Origin of the sequence: Blastomonas sp., from assembly GCF_030373265.1 — a bacterium.
GTDB lineage: Bacteria > Pseudomonadota > Alphaproteobacteria > Sphingomonadales > Sphingomonadaceae > Blastomonas.
The window spans coordinates 57,924-76,080 of record NZ_JAUCZC010000016.1 but is presented as its reverse complement, the minus strand read 5'-3'; the positions used below and the strand labels follow the sequence as shown (position 1 = coordinate 76,080).

Here is an 18,157-nt window from a genome sequence, read left to right as displayed (position 1 = left end):
ATCGCCTCGTCGCTGAAGGAAACCGTTTCGGCCCTCGTGCGTATTTAGCGGCATGGATTGGAGGAAGCAGGACATGACGATGCACTTTTCCCGGCTCGCGGTTGCCCCCCGCCAGACTCTGGCGGCTGGACACAGCTTCGCCCATCGTATTGCGGGCCGCGGCTTCATGCCGCTTTACCATTTGGGTGACACCAACCACTGCCCCGGTTGTGGCGGCAAGAGCTGGCATGTCGGACGGATGAGCGCCGAATGCGCAACCTGCGAGACCGCGATCCCGCTGGCCAACGTCGCCGCCCAGCCGATGCAGCCGATGTTCCGGGTCACCCGCAGCCGCACTGCCTGGGCGGAGTAAACCGTCGGCGACGGGCGGCGCTGCCGCCGGTTGTTATGCTATGCCGCGCCCCAGCACCTTGGGATAGAACTCCTGCTCTTCCCAACGCAAGCGCGCAAACAGGTCTTCCGCCAGAGGTGCAAACACTGCCAGGAAATCATCGGGGTTTTGCGCGACCCGCTTGGCCGGCCAATGCGCGTTCAATTCCATCAGAGCTGCGCGCCAGGCAAGCAGTTCGTCGTGAAAGCGCCGGATCAGATCAGCCCGGTCGATTGCGACCTGCGGATGGCTTTTGACATGCTCGCGCAGATAATCGATCTCGGCCGAACAGTGCGCCGCCACAGTGCGCGAAAAGGCGAGCCGCAGCGCCGGTAGCGGATCCGTCCCGGCGACGGACTTACCGTCCGTGAGTCCGGAGACGTGCGCCAGTATCGCCCGCGCGACATCATCCAACGCCTGATGCTGTTCCGAAAAAAGCTGAAATGCCATGGCGGGAGCCGTTGTCCTTGTGTGCGGGGTAAAAGGCGTCAGGTCGATTTTACATTTAGAGCGTCGCTAGGCGATTTAGGGTTTCCAAGGGGTTAATGACTTGCCCGCCCCTATCCATTGCGTCATCGTTGGCAGCAGATAAGGATCAGGGGAGCAGCCAGCATGACCATGGACACACCTCCGGCGCCTGAGCGCCGCGCCTTCTTGCGCTCGGCGGCGCTGGTCGGGGGCGGTCTGGCGCTGACTGCTGGCGGCGGCGGATCCGCGCTGGCAGCCGACGGTGACATCGCGCGGATCCGCAAGGCGGCGCAAGCGAACCGTGGGGCCGATATCAAGCGCATCCAGGATTGGATCGCCCTCCCCTCGATCGCGGCGGAAAACCTCAATATGCCCGAAGGCGCGGCCTATATGGCCGAGCTCATGCAAGCCGCAGGGTTCGCCGGGGTCGAGACCGTGCCGTCGGACGGCCATCCCGGCGTCTTCGGCACGATCGACGTCGGCGCGAAGCGGACGCTGGGCATCTACTTCATGTACGACGTCAAGCAGTTCGATCCCGCCGAATGGTCCTCGCCGCCGCTCGAAGCACGGATCGTCGACAAGCCCGGCTGGGGCAAGGCGATCGTCGGGCGCGGCGCGATCAACCAGAAAGGTCCGCAGGCGACCTTCCTCGCCGCGCTGCACGCGATGAAAGACGCGGGCGTCAAGCTTCCGGTGAACATCGTGCTGCTGGCCGAGGGCGAGGAAGAGATCGGGTCGCCCAATTTCAAGCAGATCGCCACCCGGCCCAACGTGCTGGCCGCGTTGAAGCGGTGCGAGGGCATTTTTATCCCCGCGTGCTGGCAGGGCGCGAATGGCGAGGTGCAGGTCAACCTAGGCTCGAAGGGGATCATCGAACTCGAGCTGATCGCCAGCGGTGAAAAATGGGGCCGCGGGCCCAAGGGCGATGTCCACTCGAGCTACAAGGCGATGATCGATTCGCCGACATGGCGGCTGGTGCAGGCGTTGCAGACCCTGGTCTCGGCAGATGGCAACAATGTCGTCATCGGCGGCTGGTCGGATAACGTGCGGCCTTTGACGGCGCGCGAAAAGGCGCTGATCGCCGAGGCCGCCAAGGGCATGGACGAGGCGCAGATGAAGGCGTCGTTCGGCGTCACCCACTGGATCGACGACCTGCCGCTCGACCAGGCTTTGGTCCGGCTGGCGCAGGAGCCGACTGCGAACATCGAGGGGCTGGTCGCGGGCTATACCGGTCCCGGCGGCAAGACCGTGCTGCCGGGCAAGGCCGTCGCCAAGCTCGATTTCCGGCTGGTCCCCAACCAGACCCGCGCCGAGGCCGAGGCCAAGCTCCGCGCGCATCTCGACAGACAAGGCTTCACCGATGTCGAGGCCAACGTCTCGGGCGGGTACGACCCCACCGAGGTCGCCGAGGACAGCCTGCTGATCAAGGCGGAAATGGCGGCGTATGCCAGGATGGGGGTGAAGGCCAACCTCAACCCGCGGCTGGCCGGATCCTGGCCGGGGGCAGTTTTCACCGCCCCGCCGGTCAGCATCCCCGCAGGCCATTTCGGCATCGGCCATGGCAGCGGCGCGCATGCCCCCGACGAATATTTCGTGGTGGACTCAACCAACCCCAAGGTTGCCGGGATCACCGATGCGACGATGGGCTTTGTCGAGATGCTCTACCAGATGGCGGCTGTCCGCTAGGCGGTTGCGGACGGCGCGTGGCGCTTGCAGCCGCGCGCCTGCCGCTGCATGACGGCGCGCATGAAAATCACCGCCGCCATCCTCGATAGCATCGGCCACACCGGGCCGTTCGCCGACACCCGCCCCTTGCGGCTCGCGCAAATCGACCTCGCCCCGCCGGGTGCGGACGAGATGCTGGTCAAGATCGAGGCGGCGGGGCTGTGCCACAGCGACCTCTCGGTTATCAACGGCGACCGCCCGCGCCCGATGCCAATGGCTCTGGGGCATGAGGCGGTGGCGACGGTGCTCGAGCTGGGCGACATCGCCGCCAAGCATTTCGCCCCCGGCGACCGGGTGGTGCTGAGCTTTTTGCCGTTGTGCGGATACTGCCCCAGCTGCCATTCGGGTGAGGGATACCTCTGCGGCAACGGCGCAGCAGCGAACGGCGCGGGCACCTTGCTCGGCGGCGAGCGGCGGCTGTCCGAGAACGGGCATCCGGTGCAGCATCATCTGGGCTCGTCGGCCTTCGCGACGCACGCGGTGGTCGACCGGCGCTCGGCGGTGAAGATCGATGGCGACATTCCGGTGGAGATCGCAGCTTTGTTCGGCTGCGCGGTGCTGACCGGCGCGGGCGCGGTGCTCAATGGCGGAAACCTGCGCGCGGGCGAAAGCGTGGTGGTCTATGGCCTGGGCGGCGTCGGCCTCGCCGCGCTGATGGCGGCGATCGCGGGCGGCGCGCATCCGGTGATCGCGATCGACCCCGTCCCCGCCAAGCGCGCGCTGGCGATGGAACTCGGCGCGCTCGCCGCCGTGCCGCCCGAGGACGGCGAGGACGCGGTGATCGCGGTGCTCGGCCGCAAGCCCGATCTGGTGATCGAGACCGTCGGCAAGGCGGCGGTGCTGGCCAAGGCCTACGGGCTGGCGCGGCGCGGCGGGCGGATCGTCACCGTCGGCCTGCCCAACCCCGCCGACATGCTCTCGATCCCCGCGGTCTCGCTGGTCGGCGACGGCAAGACGCTGATGGGCAGCTATATGGGCAACGCCATCCCCTCGCGCGACATCCCCCGCTACATCGCCCTGTGGCGCGCCGGACGGATGCCGGTGGAGAAACTGCTGAGCTCGGTGAGCCCGCTGTCGGAGATCAACGCGCTGTTCGATGAACTGGCGGGTGGGACGGCGATTAGGCAGGTGGTGGTGCCTTGAGCGAGTTTCCCCACCCACCTCCGCTCAGCCTGAGCCTGTCGAAGGCCCCGCTATTCGGCCAGCGTGGGCGCGGGTCCTTCGACTTCGCGGGCTGCGCCCGCTGCTCAGGATGAGCGGGGGTGGTGCGGGGTCTGCCCAAAGGCCCTCTCCCCTTCAGGGGAGAGGGAGGAGACGCCGTCAGGCGGCGGGGGGAGAGGGGGATGCGTTGCCGCTGGCCCCTCTCAACTTCGCCTAGCCAGCAAAGCTGGCAAGACTTCGTATCTCTCCCCTTAAGGGGAGAGAGCAAGCGGCCTTACTCGCCCGGCGCGATCTTGCGCGCGACATCATCCAGCCAGCCGATAAACGCATCCACCCTCGCCAGCTTGCGCATGTCGCGGTGGACCACCAGCCAGAAGCTGCGGTGGATGGTCACGCTGTCGGCCAGCACCCGCTCCAGCCGCGCATTCTGCTCGCCCATGAAGCACGGCAGGATCCCCACCCCTGCCCCGCTCGCGATCAGGCTGTGCTGCACGTTGATGCTCGAGCTGGTCAGCACCGGTTCGAGCCCGGGGCCGATCTCGTCGAGATAGCGCAGCTCGTCGGCATAGATGAAATCGGGGATATAGCCGATCAGCGGGTGGCCGCGCAGGTCGTCGACCGAGGCAATGGGCCCGGCGGCGGCGAGATAGTCGCGCTCGGCATAGACGCCGAGCTGATAGTCGACCAGCTTGCGCACCTTGAGCGGCCCGGCGGTGGGGCGCGAGAGCATGATCGCCAGGTCCGCCTCGCGCTTGGAAGGATTGAGGAAACCGTTGGTGGCAACCAGTTCGATGCGTATCGCGGGATGGCGGCGGTGGAAATCGGCGAGGTTGCGCGCGATGATCCACGCGGCAAAGCCCTCGGCGACGCTCACCCGGATCGTGCCGGCAAACACCGTCTGCTCGCCGGTCAGCTCGGTGCGCGCATCGACCAAGGATTGCTCAGCACCCTCGGCATAATGCAGCAGCTTGCGGCCATGTTCGGTAAGCGTGATGCCCTTGCCGCCCGCCTCGAACAGCGTCGATTGCAGATCGGACGACAGCCGCGCCAACCGGCGCGCGACCGTGGTCGGGTCGATCTCGAGCCGACGCGCGGCTTCCGCCACCGATCCGGCGCGCGCGAGCATCAGGAAGATGCGCAGATCATCCCAGTTCATGATGCTGGCCAGTTCATAAGGTACCCGCTCTCCGACTATTGTATTTATGCAGCCTGTTGTGATGTTTTTACGCAATTGCTTGCAGTTATGCCAGAGGCTAATGCGGTGACCAAGCGACAAGCACCTTTAGGAGAGCGATCATGCGCACCGTAACCCACCGCCTGGCAGGCGGCACCACCGTCCCCGCCAGCCCCCGCCAGTCCGACATCTTCGATCCCAACAGCGGCACCGTGCAGGCCAAGGTCGACCTCGGCAACAAGGCCGTTCTCGACGCCGCGGTCGATGCTGCGCTCGCCGCGCAGCCCGCCTGGGCCGCGACCAACCCGCAGCGCCGCAGCCGCGTGATGTTCAACTTCAAGACCCTGGTCGAAGCGCATATCGACGAGCTCGCCGCGCTGCTTTCCAGCGAGCACGGCAAGGTCCACGCCGACGCCAAGGGCGATATCCAGCGTGGGCTCGAAGTCATCGAATTCTGCTGCGGCATCCCGCACGCCTCGAAGGGCGAATACACCCATGGCGCGGGCCCCGGCATCGACGTCTATTCGATGCGGCTGCCGATCGGCATCGGTGCGGGCATCACCCCGTTCAACTTCCCCGGGATGATCCCGATGTGGATGTTCGGCCCCGCGATCGCCACCGGCAACGCCTTCATCCTCAAGCCCTCCGAGCGTGATCCTTCTGTGCCGGTGCGGCTTGCCGAACTGATGAGCGAAGCCGGCCTGCCCGATGGCATCCTGCAGGTCGTCCACGGCGACAAGGAAATGGTCGACGCGATCCTCGATCACCCTGCGATTGCCGGCGTCTCGTTCGTCGGATCGTCCGATGTCGCGCATTACCTGTACCAGCGCGGTGTCGCTGCAGGCAAGCGGGTGCAAGCGATGGGCGGCGCGAAGAACCACGGCATCGTCATGCCCGACGCCGACCTCGACCAGGTGGTCAAGGATCTCGCCGGCGCGGCCTTCGGCTCGGCGGGCGAACGCTGCATGGCGCTGCCGGTTGTCGTCCCCGTCGGCAACGAGACCGCCGAGCGTCTGCGCGCCAAGCTGATCCCCGCGATCGAAAAGCTCCGCCTCGGCGTCTCGTCCGATCCCGAAGCCGATTACGGCCCGGTGGTCACCGCCGCGCACAAGGCCAAGGTCGAAGGCTGGATCCAGACCTGTATCGATGAGGGCGCAGAGCTGGTCGTCGATGGCCGCGGCTTCGCGCTGCAGGGCCATGAGAACGGCTTCTTCGTCGGCCCGACTTTGTTCGATCACGTCACCACCGAGATGGAAAGCTACAAGGAAGAGATCTTCGGCCCCGTGCTGCAGATCGTCCGCGCCGCCGATTTCGAGGAAGCGGTCGCGCTGCCCAGCAAGCACCAGTACGGCAACGGCGTGGCGATCTTCACCCGCAACGGTCACGCCGCGCGCGAGTTCGCCGCGCGGGTCAATGTCGGCATGGTCGGCATCAACGTGCCGATCCCGGTGCCGGTCGCCTACCACACCTTCGGCGGCTGGAAGCGCAGCGCATTCGGCGACACCAACCAGCACGGCATGGAAGGCGTGAAGTTCTGGACCAAGGTCAAGACGATAACCTCGCGCTGGCCCGACGGCGCGGTCGATGGCGGCAACGCCTTCGTCATCCCGACGATGGGGTAATCCTGTGCGGCTGGCCTACACCGCCTATCTGGTCCGCGACTATGACGAAGCCATCGACTGGTTCGTCAGAGCGCTGGACTGGAGGGTGGTGGAAGACACCGATATGGGCGGCGGCAAGCGCTGGGTCAGGGTTGGCGCAGCGGATGGCGGCGAACTGCTGCTGGCCCGCGCGGCGACCCCTGATCAGATCGCGGCCGTCGGCAAGGCGGCAGGCGGGCGGGTTGCGTATTTCGTGCACACCGGCGATTTCGACCGCGATCATGCGCGGATGCTCGCGGTCGGGGTAAAGTTCGCTGAAGCCCCGCGCGACGAGGCCTATGGACGGGTCGCGGTGTTTGCCGACCTGTATGGCAACAGATGGGATTTGATCGAAGCGCGCACGAACGCGATTTCGGACGATGGAGAAACAGCATGACCACAATCGGATTTATCGGCCTGGGCAATATGGGCGGCGGCATGGCGGCGAACCTGGCCAAGGCCGGACACACGGTCATTGCATTCGACCTGTCGGGCGAAGCGCTGGCGCGCGCGGGCGCAGCGGGCTGCACGCCCGTCTCCGACCCCGTGCAGGCGGTGAGCGATGCCGATGTCATCGTCACGATGCTGCCCGCGGGCAAGCATGTCGCATCGGTCTATAACGACACCGTGTTCGGCGCGGCGAAGAACGGGACGCTGCTGATCGATTGCTCGACCATCGACGTCGATACCGCGCGCGACGTCGCAGCAGCGGCCAAGGAACGCGGGCTGGTCGCGGTCGATGCCCCGGTCTCGGGCGGGATCGCGGCGGCCAATGGCGGCACCTTGACCTTCATGGTCGGCGGCAGCTCGGGCGGCTTCTCGCGCGCCGAACCGATCCTCGCCGATATGGGCAAGGCGGTGATCCACGCGGGCGACAATGGCGCTGGCCAGGCGGCGAAAATCTGCAACAACATGCTCTTGGGCGCAACGATGGCCGCGACCTGCGAGACTTTTGCGCTCGCCAAAAAGCTCGGGCTCGATCTGCAGACCTTCTACGACATCTCGTCCAAGGCCTCGGGCCAGAGCTGGTCGATGACGAGCTATTGCCCGGTCCCCGGCGTCGGGCCGAGCAGCCCGGCGGACAATGGCTATGCCGGTGGCTTTGCCGCCGCCTTGATGCTCAAGGACATGCGGCTCGCGCTCGAGGCGGCCAAGGCCAACGGCGCACGGGTTCCGATGGGCGAGCGCGCCGAGGCGATCTACGCCGCGTTCGTCGAGGCCGACGCGCAGGGGCTCGATTTCAGCGCGATCATCACCGCGCTGGAGTGAGCGCCCCACCCAGCTCAGCCTGAGCGGAGGTGGGTAATGGCGAGGGTGCATCTCAGCCCCCTTCTGTTCCTTCCCCTCTCCCCCTATATCCGCAGCCATGGCGCTGCCCGCAATCATCACCGACTGGTTCGCGCAGCGCGGTTGGGCCCCCCGGCGGCATCAGCTCGAGATGCTGGAACAGGCCGACGCCGGGCGCCATGCGCTGCTGGTCGCATCGACCGGCGCGGGTAAGACGCTCGCAGGCTTCCTGCCCACCCTCGCCGATTTCGCCGATGGCAAAAGTCATGACGGGCTGCACACACTCTATATCTCGCCGCTGAAAGCGCTCGCGCACGACATTCAGCGCAATCTGCTGACCCCGGTGACCGAGATGGGGCTGGGCATCACCATCGAGACGCGCAGCGGCGATACGCCATCGGACCGCAAGACGCGCCAGCGCGCGCGCCCGCCGCATATCTTGCTGACCACGCCCGAATCGCTCAGCCTGCTGCTGTCCTACCCCGAGAGCTTCGAGATGTTCGCCGGGCTCAAGACCGTGATCGTCGACGAGGTCCATGCGTTCGCCACCTCGAAGCGCGGCGATCTGCTCAACCTCTCGCTCGCCCGGTTGCAGGGTATCGCCCCCGCACTCCGGCGCGTCGCTCTATCGGCGACGGTAGCGGATGCCGACGCCTACCGCGCCTGGCTCGCGCCTTATGGCGATATCGATACCGTGGCTTTGGTCGAGGGCGAACCCGGTGCCGAGCCCGATCTATCGATCCTGATCACCGATGACCGCGTCCCCTGGGCCGGGCACAGCGGCAACTATGCGGTGCCGCAGGTGCTCGAGGAAATATCGCGCAACCAGACCACGCTCGTGTTCTGCAACACGCGCTTCCTCGCCGAATTCATCTTCCAGAAGCTGTGGGAACTCAACGAGGCGCATCTGCCGATCGGCATCCACCACGGTTCGCTCTCGGTCGAGGCGCGGCGCAAGGTCGAGGGCGCGATGGCGCGTGGCGAGTTGCGCGCTCTGGTCGCCACCGCCAGCCTCGACCTGGGCGTCGACTGGGGCAATGTCGATTGCGTGATCCAGATGGGCGCGCCCAAGGGCTCGTCGCGGCTGCTGCAGCGGATCGGCCGTGCCAACCACCGGCTCGACAGCCCCAGCCGCGCGATCCTGGTCCCCGGCAACCGCTTCGAATATCTCGAGGCGCAAGCCGCGTTCGATGCGGTCACCGAAGGCCAGCGCGATGGCGAGAGCTTCCGTCCGGGCGGACTCGATGTGCTCGCGCAGTACATCATGGGCGCAGCCTGCGCAGGGCCGTTCCACGAGGATGCGCTGCTCGACGAGGTGCAATCCGCTTTGCCCTATAGCGGTATCGACCGCGCCGCGTTCCACCGCGTGCTCGGCTTTGTCGAGAACGGCGGCTATTCGCTCAGGGCCTATGACAATTTCAAGCGGCTGGTGCGGCTGCCCGATGGCACCTGGCGGCTGGCGCACCCCAAGTTCGCGCAAGCTTACCGACTCAACGCCGGGATCATCGTCGACACGCCGATGCTCGAGGTGCGGTTCAAGAACGGGCGCTCGCTGGGCCGGGTCGAGGAGAATTTCGCCGCGCAACTCGCGCCGGGCGACACCTTCGTGTTCGCAGGCATGGGGCTCGAGGTCGAGCGGATCAAGGACATGGACCTGCTGGTCAAGGCATCCTCCAAGGCCTCGCAGATCCCCAGCTATGGCGGCGCGCGGATGCCGCTGACCACGCACCTGTCGCAGCGGGTGCGCAACTTCCTCACCGATCGGGCAAGCTGGAGCCGCTTTCCCGATGACGTGCGCGAATGGCTCGAGATGCAGGACTGGCGCTCGGCGATGCCCGAGCCCGACCAGCTGCTGGTCGAGACCTTTCCGCACCATGGGCGGCACTACATGGTCTGCTATCCGTTCGAGGGATGGAACGCGCACCAGTCGCTGGGCATGCTGCTCACGCGGCGGATGGAGGATCGCGGGCTGCAGCCGATGGGCTTTGTCGCCAATGATTACGCGCTCGCGGTCTGGGGTCTGAAGCCGATCACCGATCCGGGCGCGTTGCTGTCGGCCGATATCCTTGCCGACGAGTTCACCGACTGGGTGCAGAATTCCTACCTGCTCAAGCGCGCGTTCCGCGAGGTCGCGGTGATCAGCGGGCTGGTCGAGCGCCAGCATCCGGGCAAGAAGAAGTCGGGGCGGCAGGTGACCTTCTCGACCGACCTGATCTACGACGTGCTGCGCAAGTACGAGCCCGACCACGTGCTGCTCGAGGCGGCCTGGGCCGATGCGCGCGCCCGGATGACCGATGTCGGGCGGCTGGGTGATCTGCTCGACCGCGCGGCGGGAACGATGCTGCATATCGATCTCGAACGCGTCAGCCCGCTCGCGGTGCCGGTGCTGGTGATGATCGGGCGCGAAAACGTCGCGCAAGGCTCGACCGACGATGCCTTGCTGGTCGAGGCGGAGAGCCTTGCCGCCACCGCGATGCGCGGCGACTGATTGCCAGTGCTGGCGGCGAATGGTACCCTTGCCGCACGCCGCGACGGCTTCAACCTTCGGGCGCGCGAGAGGACCACCGGTATGACTTTACGCCCCTTGTGCGGCGCGCTGGCTCTTGTGGTCGCCCTGTGCGCATCTGCCGTTACCGCTCAACCCTCCGATCCTGCCCCCGGCGTGGCCAATGCCACCGTCGGCGCACTCGAACCCAATGCGGTCAGCGCCGCTGCCGAGATCGTCGCTATCGCCCAGGATCGCGCCGACCGGATGACAGTTCCGGTGGGCATCGACGGGCGCGGGCCATTTTCGTTTCTGATCGATACAGGCTCTGAACGCACCGTCGTCTCGCGCGACATCGCTGCCCGGTTGATGCTCGAGTTCGCCCAGGTCGCCCGGCTGGTCAGCATCGCCGGCAGCAAGATGGTCGAAACCGTCTATGTGCCCGGGCTGACCCTGGGACGGCAGAATTACGGCGAGGTGGTCGCGCCGATCCTTGAATCGCATCACATCGGCGCGGACGGGATTCTCGGCCTGGATGGCCTGCAGGACCAGCGCATTCTGTTCGATTTCACATCCAATGCGATCAGCATCGAGGATGTCACCCGGCGCGCGCCGATCAGTGGTTTCGAGATCGTCGTCACCGCGCGCCGCAAATCTGGCCAGCTGATCTTCACCGATGCGACGCTGGGCGGGCGGCGGATCAGCGTGGTGATCGACACCGGGGCCCAGGCCAATATCGGAAACCTCGCGCTGCTGAGGCGGCTGGGCAACGGGAAACGCCTGACCCAGGACCAGGGCAGCCTGATTTCGGTGACCGGCCAGTCGATCGATGTCGATGCCGGGTTCGCTTCCGATTTCCGGATCGGCCGCGCGCAGTTCGACTATGTGCCGATCCTGTTCACCGATTCCGAGGCCTTCACCCAACTGGGTCTGGACGACACCCCTGCCCTGCTGCTGGGCATGGGCACGTTGCGCGCCTTCAGCCGGATGATGATCGATTTCAAGCAGCGTCGGGTGCTGTTCGATATGCCCGGCAAGGCAGCGCGCAAGCCCGCCGGCGCCAGGATCTAGCGCCGGCTCAGCACCAGTCGGGGCGACCGTTGCCGTACCAAACGGCCAGGCCCTCATCGACCAGTGCGCCGCCGACGCTCACTCCGTCGCGCGCCACCACGAAGAGTGCTCTGCCATAGCGGTCCTGCGCCCGGTCGACGGGTTCGAGCGTGAACGGGCCTGTGTTGAGCAACTCGACCAGGCGATGGGTCGCCCGCCTTCCGCGCTCGAGCTCCGCAGGGCAGCGCGGCGAGGATATTTCGGGGGTGTCGATATCGGCGATGCGGATCTTCTGCCCGCGCAGCCAGATGGTATCCCCGTCCACCACGCAGGTGACCCGCGCGCCGCCACCGCAGATGCCGAACTGGACCGATACCGCGTCCGGCTGCGCGCTGGCGAGATCGAGCGACGCTGGCGCGGCGGCGTCCTGCGGCAGCGGCATCAGCCAGGCGTTGAGGTTCCACCCGATCAGCGCAGCGAGCAGCATCGCAAGCACGATCAGGCGGGTAAAGTCTGGCTCGGCCTTGCGCGAGCGAACGGGATAGGATTTGGCCACACGGCATGATCGCGCCGCCGGGTTAACGGTTCCCTATCGCGAGCAGATCAATCGTGGAAAACGACCGTCTTGCTGCCGTTGATCAGCACCCGGTCCTCCAGATGAAACCGCACCGCGCGTGAGAGCACGCGCCGCTCGATGTCGCGGCCCTTGCGTACCAAGTCATCGGGGGTGTCGCTGTGGCTGATGGCTTCGATATCCTGGTGGATGATCGGCCCCTCGTCGAGATCGCCCGTCACATAATGCGCGGTTGCGCCGATGATCTTCACGCCCCGATCCCACGCCTGATGATAGGGCTTGGCGCCCTTGAACCCGGGCAGAAAGCTGTGGTGGATGTTGATGCAGCGCCCCGAGAGATATTGCGCCATCTCGTCCGACAGGATCTGCATGTAGCGCGCCAGCACCACCAGCTCGGCTTCGGTCTGCTCGACGATCGCGCGAATGGAGGCCTCCTGAGCGGGCTTGGTTGCCGCGGTGACCGGCAGATGGTGATAGGGAATATCGCCGATCATGGTGTGGCTGATCGCCTCGCGCGGGTGGTTGGAGACGATGCCGGTGACAACCATGTTGAGCTCGCCGATGCGCGCGCGGTAGAGAAGATCGCTCAGGCAGTGGTCGAACTTCGAGACCAGAAGCAGCACGCGGCGCGGCTGGGCGGTATCGCGGATCGACCACTCCATCCCATGCGAACCTGCGACGAGCGCAAAGGCATCGCGGAAATCGTCGATCGGCTTGGCTCCCTCGAGCAGTTCAAAACTGACCCGCATGAAGAACCGGTCTTCGATCCGGTCGTTATACTGCTGCGATTCCAGAATATTGGCGTGATGACCGGCGAGAAAGCCGGCGACCGCGGCAACGATGCCGGGTCGATCGGCGCAGGACAGGGTCAGGCTGTAGCTGTCGGTCATGGTCACTCCACGCGCGAGGTTAGCAAATTGCGGGCATCGATGTCCGCGCTGTAGGGCTTATTTCCCAACAAACAGGAAACCCACCCCGGCCATGATGCAGGCGAACGCGGCAAAATGCCGCCAGTGCAGTGCCTCGCCCAGAACCGCCACCATGAACACGCCGAACACGGTCAGTGCCAGCGCCTCCTGCACGATCTTGAGCTGGCCCGGAGTCCAGCCATGGGCAAAGCCAATGCGGTTGGCGGGCACGGCAAAGCAATATTCGACCAGCGCGATTCCCCAGCTGATCGCGATCACCCAGAAAATCGGCCGGGCCGCCGCAGCCTCTGGTCCACCTTTCAGGTGCCAGTACCAGGCGGTGGTCATGAAGATGTTGGATATGGCGAGCAGCAGGACGGTGGGCGCGATCTGGCTGGGCATGGCGGACTTTCGTTGCGTGACGGATCGATCGATATTCCAGCAGCGCGGCGTGCGCGAGAGGTAAAGAGAAGATAAATCTGTCGTCAACGACCTGTTAACCCCTGCTGCCAAGCCGCGCTTAACCAGCAATGCGCACATCTTGTTGTAGTTGTTCGCAAAAGGGGGTCAGCATGTCACCAGACAGTGTGTTCATTTCATTCCTCTCGATCTCGCTTGCCTCGGTCTTTCTGGCGTTGGTCATCGGCACGCGCGGCGACCAGATCCGCAAGGTGGCGATGGCGTTGACCGAGGAAAGCGGTGGGTTGACCCGGCGGAAGGCGACGCGGATCGCCGCTGTCGAACGCAAGACCGCGATCGCGGATGAGGCTATGCAGGCGCGGGCGCGCGGCGAACGGTTCGTTCCGCCGCGCAATTACAGAACAGGCTGACGCGCAATCAGGCTTGCCCGACCGGGCCGGATGTCAGGTCGATGACGAAACCGAGCAGGCCTATGGTCGTGCCGTCTCGACCAAAGCGACAGGTTCCACGCGACATGACCTCGCGCACCTCGCCCCGATCGGTGATGATCCGCGCGCGCAGGTCATAGTCCTCGCCATGGTCGAGCGAGCGCTGCACCGCATCGGCAACCTTCAGGCGATCGTCGGGATGATAATAGGAGATCGCCTCGTCCAGCCCGGGCTGACCGCGGCGACGGTCGCGATGATGGATGACGAACACCTCGTCCGACCAGACCAGCGACGCGTCCGATCGCTCAAACTGCCAGATGCCCATTCTGCCCACGCTGTGGGCCAGATCGAGCGACAGGCTGACCCGGTTGCGATCCTGATGCAGCGCCCAGTTCTCGTGCTGGGTCAGGTGCAGACGGCGCAGCAGCGCAAGCGCGACCAGCGTCGCGACCAGCGCGCACATCCACGGAAGGTGATCGATCAGCCATACCCCCACGATCTGAGCCTGGATCAGGTGACAGAACCGTCAAGCGCCGCCTTGTGGGCGCGCGCGTTCTCGACATAGTGCGCAACTCCCACGCGCATTCCGGCGATCGCAGGTTCGGGCAGATCGCGCATGAACTGAGCAGGACGACCGCTCCAGAGCTGGCCGCCGGGGATCGATTTGCCCGGCGTCAGCATCGCACCGGCGGCCAGCATCGCATCGCTGCCGATACGGCACCCGTCCATCACGATCGAGCCCAGCCCGACGAACGCGCGGTCTTCAAGCACGCAGCCGTGCACCATCGCCAGATGGCCGATCAGCACATCGTCACCGATCAGCGTGGGATAACCGTCTTCCAGGCCCGGGCGCGGGCTGTCGCAATGGATGATGCTGCCATCCTGCACATTGGTGCGCGCGCCGATGACGATGCGGTTGACGTCGGCGCGGATCACGCAGTTGTACCAGATGCTGGCATCGGCGCCGATCTCGACATCGCCGATGATGCGGCATCCCGGCGCGATGAACGCGCTGTCATGGATGCGCGGGGTCTTGCCGTGCAGGCTGATGATCGAGACGTCCTGCATGATGTCAGCCTTTCGCCAGCAGCTTGGCGGCGTGGAGCGCGTGATAGGTGAGGATGCCGCTGCACCCGGCGCGGCGGAAAGCGAGCAGGCTTTCGAGCACCACCGCGTCGCGGTCGCCCGCGCCTGCCGCCGCCATCGCCTCGATCATCGCATATTCGCCCGAGACCATATAGGCGTAGGTGGGCAGCCCGAAGGTCTGCTTCACCTTGGCCGCGATATCGAGATAGGGCATGCCAGGCTTGACCATCACGCTGTCGGCGCCCTCGGCGATGTCCATCGCGACTTCGCGCAGCGCCTCGTCGGCATTGGCCGGGTCCATCTGATAGCTCTTCTTGTCGCCTTTGAGCAGGCCTGACGAGCCGACCGCATCGCGGAACGGGCCGTAGAACGCGCTGGCGTACTTCGCAGCATAGCTCATGATCTGGACGTTGTGGTGCCCGTGCGCCTCAAGCGCCGCGCGGATCGCGCCGATGCGGCCATCCATCATGTCCGATGGCGCGATGATGTCCGCGCCCGCCGCCGCCTGGTTGAGCGCCTGGCCGACCAGCACCTCGACCGTGGCGTCGTTGAGCACATAGCCTTCATCGTCGATCAGCCCGTCCTGGCCGTGCGCGGTGTAGGGGTCGAGCGCGACATCGGTGAGCACCCCGATCCGGTCGCCAAGCTCGGCCTTGATCGCGCGGATCGCGCGGCACATCAGATTGTCGGGGTTGAGCGCTTCGGCGCCATCCTGGCTGCGGCGATCGGCCTGGGTGTTGGGAAACAGCGCGATGCACGCGATGCCAAGCTCTGCGGCCTCCTTGGCACGAGCAACGATGCCATCGACCGACCAGCGCGACACGCCGGGAAGCGAGCCGATCGGCTCCTCGACGCCCTCGCCTTCGGTCACGAACAACGGCCAGATCAGGTTGGCGGGCGTCAGGCTGTTTTCGCGGACCATCTCCCTGCTCCAGCGGGTCGCACGGGTGCGGCGCAGGCGGGTTGCGGGATAGGCGGTGGGGGGAGTGGTGTGCGTCATGCCCGAGCATTAGCGGGTGGTTGGGTCGAGGGGAAGCGGTGTTGCGGACTGGGGTCAATCAGGCACGGGAGGCGCAACGTCCCTCGACTTCGCTCGGGAACACGGGAGGGGGGCTTTAGCGGACAGGTATAGTACGTACAGGCTAGCCATCAAAATGCCAAACACCCCCACCCCGCCTATCCCGAGCGAAGTCGAGGGACGTCCACAACGCCTCACCCCACCGGCAGCGTCAGCACCGCGCGCAGCCCTTCGACCGCACCGTCCGCACCGCGCCGGTTCTGCACCGTCAGCGTACCGCCATGCTGGTGCGCGACCGCGCGGGCGAGCGTCAGGCCCAGACCCGTGCCGCCGGTCGCCATGTTGCGCGAGGCTTCCAACCGGGTGAAAGGTTCGAACATCCGTTCGATCTGGTCGTCGGCGATGCCAGGCCCGTCGTCGTCGATCGTGATCGAAACAGACGACGCCTGCCGCGCAACGCTGATCCGCGCGCGCGTCCCATAGCGCACAGCGTTGCCGATGACGTTGCGCAACGCGCGGCGGATCCAGGTGAGCTGCAGCGGCGCGACAATCCGCTCGCAATCGGCCAGTTCGACGTCCTGCCCCAGATCGCGATATTCGTCGGCGATCATCTCGACCAAGGCGCCCAGATTGACCGGCTCGGGCGCCTCGCCGGTGCGTCCGATCCGCGCCAGCGACAGGATGTCGTCGAGCGTGCGGGTGATATCGTCGATGCTCGCGACCATGCGTCCGCGCTGGCGGTCGTCGGGCACCGATTCTACGCGGACCCGCAAGGCTGCAAGCGGCGTCTTGAGATCATGCCCGATCGCGCCGAGCATCACGTCCTTCTCGTTGAGCATCGCGGCGATCCGCGCGCTCATCGCGTTGAATGATCGCGTCAGGTCGGCAAGGTCGCTGGGGCCCGAGGGCTCGATCGGCTGCGCCTGCTGGGTCTGCTCGAACTGCGCGACGCCATCGCGCAATGCCCCCATCGACCGGGCGATCCGTCGGGTCAGCCACACCAAAGGCACCAGCATCACCAGATACAGCACCACCGTTTGAAAGATGATCGTCGCGCCGACGCGGCTCGACGCCTCGGGCACGGGGACCCCGACGCTCAGCCATTGGCCGTCCGGGCGCTCGATCGCGATCAGCGCCAATTGGCGGATTTCCGCGTCTCCGCGCCCGCCAATTTCCGCCGACAGCCGCGCCATCCGCTGCGGCCGTGGCGGGGCCGCCATGGCGGCGGCATCGATCTGGCGATACTCCACGCCATAGCTCGGCAGGATCGCGTCGAGTCGTTCCTCAAGTTGAGGCAACGCCCGCATTCCCGGCTTGAGCGGGTTGGCGGGTGTCAGGTCGGTGCGGCGCAGCCTGAGCCCGGGCGCGCGGTTCATCCGCCCGAGCCTTCGCTCGCGCAGCGGGCGACCCGCCTCGATCCGGTCGGTCGCTGCGATCAGCCGGACCGCAGCCTCGGCCGCAACCCGGTCCATCGCCTGCGCTCGCTGCGCGCGCACCAGCAGCACGCCGTTGAGCAACTGCCCGACCAGCAGCGCGAGCGCGATGGTCACGAGCAGGCGGCCGGCCAGGCTGGACGGCCACAGGCTCTTCAAACTCGGCCGCTTTACAATGGTCATGGCGTATCGGGGCTGGCCAGACGGCGCACCTTGGCGGCGAGCGTGTAGCCGCCGCCCCATACGGTCTTGATCAGCTTGGGACTGCGGTTGTCGACCTCGACCTTCTTGCGCAGACGGCTGATCTGGTTGTCAATCGCACGATCGAACAGATGCGCCTCGCGGCCATGCGCGAGATCGAGCAACTGGTCGCGGTTGAGCACGTGCCCTGCATGTTCGGCGAACACCTGGAGCAGCTTGAATTCGGCGGTGGAGATCGGGACGAGCGCGCCATCGGGATCGATCAGGCGGCGCTTGACGGTGTCGAGCGTCCAGCCGTCGAACTCGAAGCCCTGCACGTCTTCCTCGAGCGCTTGCGGGGACCGCGAAGCGCGGCGCAGCACGGTCTTGATCCGCGCCACCAGTTCGCGCGGGTCGAAGGGTTTGACGACATAGTCATCCGCGCCGATTTCCAATCCGATGATCCGGTCCATCGCCTCGCCCTTCGCGGTGAGCAGGATGACCGGAATTTCGGATTGCGCCGCGACATGGCGGCACAGGCTCAGGCCATCCTCGCCGGGCATCATGATATCGAGCAGCAGGATGGAAAAGCGCTGGTCGCGCATCAACGTCCGCGCCCTGGCGGCATCACCTGCCTCGGTCACGTCGAAGCCCTGCCCGACGAGATATTCGGCCAGAGGTTCGCGCAAAGACGGTTCGTCATCGACGAGCAGGATGTGGACGGGTTCGTTCATATCAATTCAGCATGTG

At 66.0% G+C, this 18,157-nt stretch carries 19 protein-coding genes; 9 read left to right on the top strand and 10 right to left on the bottom strand.

The window, feature by feature from the left end:
* Positions 1-73: 73 nt before the first annotated feature.
* Positions 74-352, top strand: coding sequence for a hypothetical protein (locus QUV11_RS11105; RefSeq protein WP_300882631.1), 279 nt, complete (start codon positions 74-76; stop codon positions 350-352).
* 33 nt (positions 353-385) lie between these two features.
* On the opposite strand, the gene QUV11_RS11100 is transcribed toward QUV11_RS11105, so the two are convergent.
* Complete coding sequence (locus QUV11_RS11100) at positions 386-820, bottom strand: hypothetical protein (RefSeq protein WP_300882629.1); 435 nt, start codon at positions 818-820, stop codon at positions 386-388.
* Between the two features lie 162 nt (positions 821-982).
* Here QUV11_RS11100 and QUV11_RS11095 point away from each other — a divergent pair, with 162 nt between their 5' ends.
* Positions 983-2,524: a M20/M25/M40 family metallo-hydrolase gene (locus QUV11_RS11095; protein ID WP_300882627.1), complete on the top strand. Its 1,542-nt coding sequence runs from the start codon at positions 983-985 to the stop codon at positions 2,522-2,524.
* Positions 2,525-2,584: 60 nt separating this feature from the next.
* Positions 2,585-3,706, top strand: coding sequence for a zinc-binding dehydrogenase (locus QUV11_RS11090; protein ID WP_300882625.1), 1,122 nt, complete (start codon positions 2,585-2,587; stop codon positions 3,704-3,706).
* Positions 3,707-3,998: 292 nt separating this feature from the next.
* Here the strand turns inward: QUV11_RS11090 and QUV11_RS11085 are convergent, their stop codons facing one another.
* Positions 3,999-4,880, bottom strand: a complete 882-nt coding sequence (locus QUV11_RS11085) for a LysR family transcriptional regulator (RefSeq protein WP_300882623.1) — start codon at positions 4,878-4,880, stop codon at positions 3,999-4,001.
* A gap of 140 nt (positions 4,881-5,020) precedes the next feature.
* Between QUV11_RS11085 and QUV11_RS11080 the strand changes: the two genes are divergently transcribed.
* The 5 genes from QUV11_RS11080 to QUV11_RS11060 all read left to right on the top strand — a co-directional run bounded on the left by QUV11_RS11080 (position 5,021) and on the right by QUV11_RS11060 (position 11,381).
* Complete coding sequence (locus QUV11_RS11080) at positions 5,021-6,520, top strand: CoA-acylating methylmalonate-semialdehyde dehydrogenase (RefSeq protein WP_300882621.1); 1,500 nt, start codon at positions 5,021-5,023, stop codon at positions 6,518-6,520.
* Positions 6,483-6,935, top strand: coding sequence for a VOC family protein (locus QUV11_RS11075; protein ID WP_367279857.1), 453 nt, complete (start codon positions 6,483-6,485; stop codon positions 6,933-6,935). Before QUV11_RS11080 ends, QUV11_RS11075 begins: the two co-directional genes overlap by 38 nt.
* Positions 6,932-7,807, top strand: a complete 876-nt coding sequence (gene mmsB, locus QUV11_RS11070) for a 3-hydroxyisobutyrate dehydrogenase (protein ID WP_300882617.1) — start codon at positions 6,932-6,934, stop codon at positions 7,805-7,807. The genes QUV11_RS11075 and mmsB overlap by 4 nt, the downstream gene beginning before the upstream one ends.
* Positions 7,808-7,904: 97 nt before the next feature.
* Positions 7,905-10,313 carry a ligase-associated DNA damage response DEXH box helicase gene (locus QUV11_RS11065; RefSeq protein ID WP_300882614.1) on the top strand — a complete coding sequence of 803 codons (2,409 nt, stop codon included), beginning with the start codon at positions 7,905-7,907 and terminating at the stop codon, positions 10,311-10,313.
* Between the two features lie 81 nt (positions 10,314-10,394).
* On the top strand, positions 10,395-11,381 hold the full coding sequence (locus QUV11_RS11060; protein ID WP_300882612.1) for a retroviral-like aspartic protease family protein: 987 nt from the start codon (positions 10,395-10,397) through the stop codon (positions 11,379-11,381).
* Between the two features lie 7 nt (positions 11,382-11,388).
* Here the strand turns inward: QUV11_RS11060 and QUV11_RS11055 are convergent, their stop codons facing one another.
* From QUV11_RS11055 to QUV11_RS11045, 3 genes are read right to left on the bottom strand one after another with little or no spacing between them, the layout of a single operon-like run.
* A complete protein-coding gene (locus tag QUV11_RS11055; protein WP_300882610.1) occupies positions 11,389-11,916 on the bottom strand; it encodes a thermonuclease family protein in 528 nt (175 codons plus the stop codon).
* A 47-nt stretch (positions 11,917-11,963) separates the two neighbouring features.
* Positions 11,964-12,824 carry a formyltetrahydrofolate deformylase gene (gene purU / locus QUV11_RS11050; protein WP_300882608.1) on the bottom strand — a complete coding sequence of 287 codons (861 nt, stop codon included), beginning with the start codon at positions 12,822-12,824 and terminating at the stop codon, positions 11,964-11,966.
* Between the two features lie 57 nt (positions 12,825-12,881).
* A complete protein-coding gene (locus QUV11_RS11045; RefSeq protein WP_300882606.1) occupies positions 12,882-13,244 on the bottom strand; it encodes a DMT family protein in 363 nt (120 codons plus the stop codon).
* 170 nt (positions 13,245-13,414) lie between these two features.
* On the opposite strand from QUV11_RS11045, the gene QUV11_RS11040 reads away from it, so the two are divergent.
* Positions 13,415-13,672: a hypothetical protein gene (locus tag QUV11_RS11040; RefSeq protein WP_300882605.1), complete on the top strand. Its 258-nt coding sequence runs from the start codon at positions 13,415-13,417 to the stop codon at positions 13,670-13,672.
* 7 nt (positions 13,673-13,679) lie between these two features.
* Here the strand turns inward: QUV11_RS11040 and QUV11_RS11035 are convergent, their stop codons facing one another.
* From QUV11_RS11035 to QUV11_RS11015, 5 genes are all read right to left on the bottom strand, one after another.
* Positions 13,680-14,186: a PAS domain-containing protein gene (locus QUV11_RS11035; RefSeq protein ID WP_300882603.1), complete on the bottom strand. Its 507-nt coding sequence runs from the start codon at positions 14,184-14,186 to the stop codon at positions 13,680-13,682.
* A 14-nt stretch (positions 14,187-14,200) separates the two neighbouring features.
* The gene (locus QUV11_RS11030; protein ID WP_300882601.1) at positions 14,201-14,758 is read right to left on the bottom strand and encodes a gamma carbonic anhydrase family protein; all 558 of its coding nucleotides are present in this window, start codon (positions 14,756-14,758) and stop codon (positions 14,201-14,203) included.
* 4 nt (positions 14,759-14,762) lie between these two features.
* Positions 14,763-15,776 carry a porphobilinogen synthase gene (gene hemB, locus QUV11_RS11025; protein WP_300882599.1) on the bottom strand — a complete coding sequence of 338 codons (1,014 nt, stop codon included), beginning with the start codon at positions 15,774-15,776 and terminating at the stop codon, positions 14,763-14,765.
* 212 nt (positions 15,777-15,988) lie between these two features.
* On the bottom strand, positions 15,989-17,410 hold the full coding sequence (locus QUV11_RS11020; protein ID WP_300882597.1) for a HAMP domain-containing sensor histidine kinase: 1,422 nt from the start codon (positions 17,408-17,410) through the stop codon (positions 15,989-15,991).
* Complete coding sequence (locus tag QUV11_RS11015) at positions 17,407-18,141, bottom strand: response regulator (RefSeq protein WP_300882595.1); 735 nt, start codon at positions 18,139-18,141, stop codon at positions 17,407-17,409. The genes QUV11_RS11020 and QUV11_RS11015 overlap by 4 nt, the downstream gene beginning before the upstream one ends.
* Positions 18,142-18,157: the final 16 nt, after the last annotated feature.

Bases quoted from the DNA above. Each gene is read 5' to 3' on its own strand.
- QUV11_RS11105 (WP_300882631.1), top strand. From the start codon at position 74: ATGACGATGCACTTTTCCCGGCTCGCGGTTGCCCCCCGCCAGACTCTG.
- QUV11_RS11100 (WP_300882629.1), bottom strand. From the start codon at position 820: ATGGCATTTCAGCTTTTTTCGGAACAGCATCAGGCGTTGGATGATGTC.
- QUV11_RS11095 (WP_300882627.1), top strand. From the start codon at position 983: ATGACCATGGACACACCTCCGGCGCCTGAGCGCCGCGCCTTCTTGCGC.
- QUV11_RS11090 (WP_300882625.1), top strand. From the start codon at position 2,585: ATGAAAATCACCGCCGCCATCCTCGATAGCATCGGCCACACCGGGCCG.
- QUV11_RS11085 (WP_300882623.1), bottom strand. From the start codon at position 4,880: ATGAACTGGGATGATCTGCGCATCTTCCTGATGCTCGCGCGCGCCGGA.
- QUV11_RS11080 (WP_300882621.1), top strand. From the start codon at position 5,021: ATGCGCACCGTAACCCACCGCCTGGCAGGCGGCACCACCGTCCCCGCC.
- QUV11_RS11075 (WP_367279857.1), top strand. From the start codon at position 6,483: ATGGCGGCAACGCCTTCGTCATCCCGACGATGGGGTAATCCTGTGCGG.
- mmsB (WP_300882617.1), top strand. From the start codon at position 6,932: ATGACCACAATCGGATTTATCGGCCTGGGCAATATGGGCGGCGGCATG.
- QUV11_RS11065 (WP_300882614.1), top strand. From the start codon at position 7,905: ATGGCGCTGCCCGCAATCATCACCGACTGGTTCGCGCAGCGCGGTTGG.
- QUV11_RS11060 (WP_300882612.1), top strand. From the start codon at position 10,395: ATGACTTTACGCCCCTTGTGCGGCGCGCTGGCTCTTGTGGTCGCCCTG.
- purU (WP_300882608.1), bottom strand. From the start codon at position 12,824: ATGACCGACAGCTACAGCCTGACCCTGTCCTGCGCCGATCGACCCGGC.
- QUV11_RS11045 (WP_300882606.1), bottom strand. From the start codon at position 13,244: ATGCCCAGCCAGATCGCGCCCACCGTCCTGCTGCTCGCCATATCCAAC.
- QUV11_RS11040 (WP_300882605.1), top strand. From the start codon at position 13,415: ATGTCACCAGACAGTGTGTTCATTTCATTCCTCTCGATCTCGCTTGCC.
- QUV11_RS11030 (WP_300882601.1), bottom strand. From the start codon at position 14,758: ATGCAGGACGTCTCGATCATCAGCCTGCACGGCAAGACCCCGCGCATC.
- hemB (WP_300882599.1), bottom strand. From the start codon at position 15,776: ATGACGCACACCACTCCCCCCACCGCCTATCCCGCAACCCGCCTGCGC.
- QUV11_RS11020 (WP_300882597.1), bottom strand. From the start codon at position 17,410: ATGACCATTGTAAAGCGGCCGAGTTTGAAGAGCCTGTGGCCGTCCAGC.
- QUV11_RS11015 (WP_300882595.1), bottom strand. From the start codon at position 18,141: ATGAACGAACCCGTCCACATCCTGCTCGTCGATGACGAACCGTCTTTG.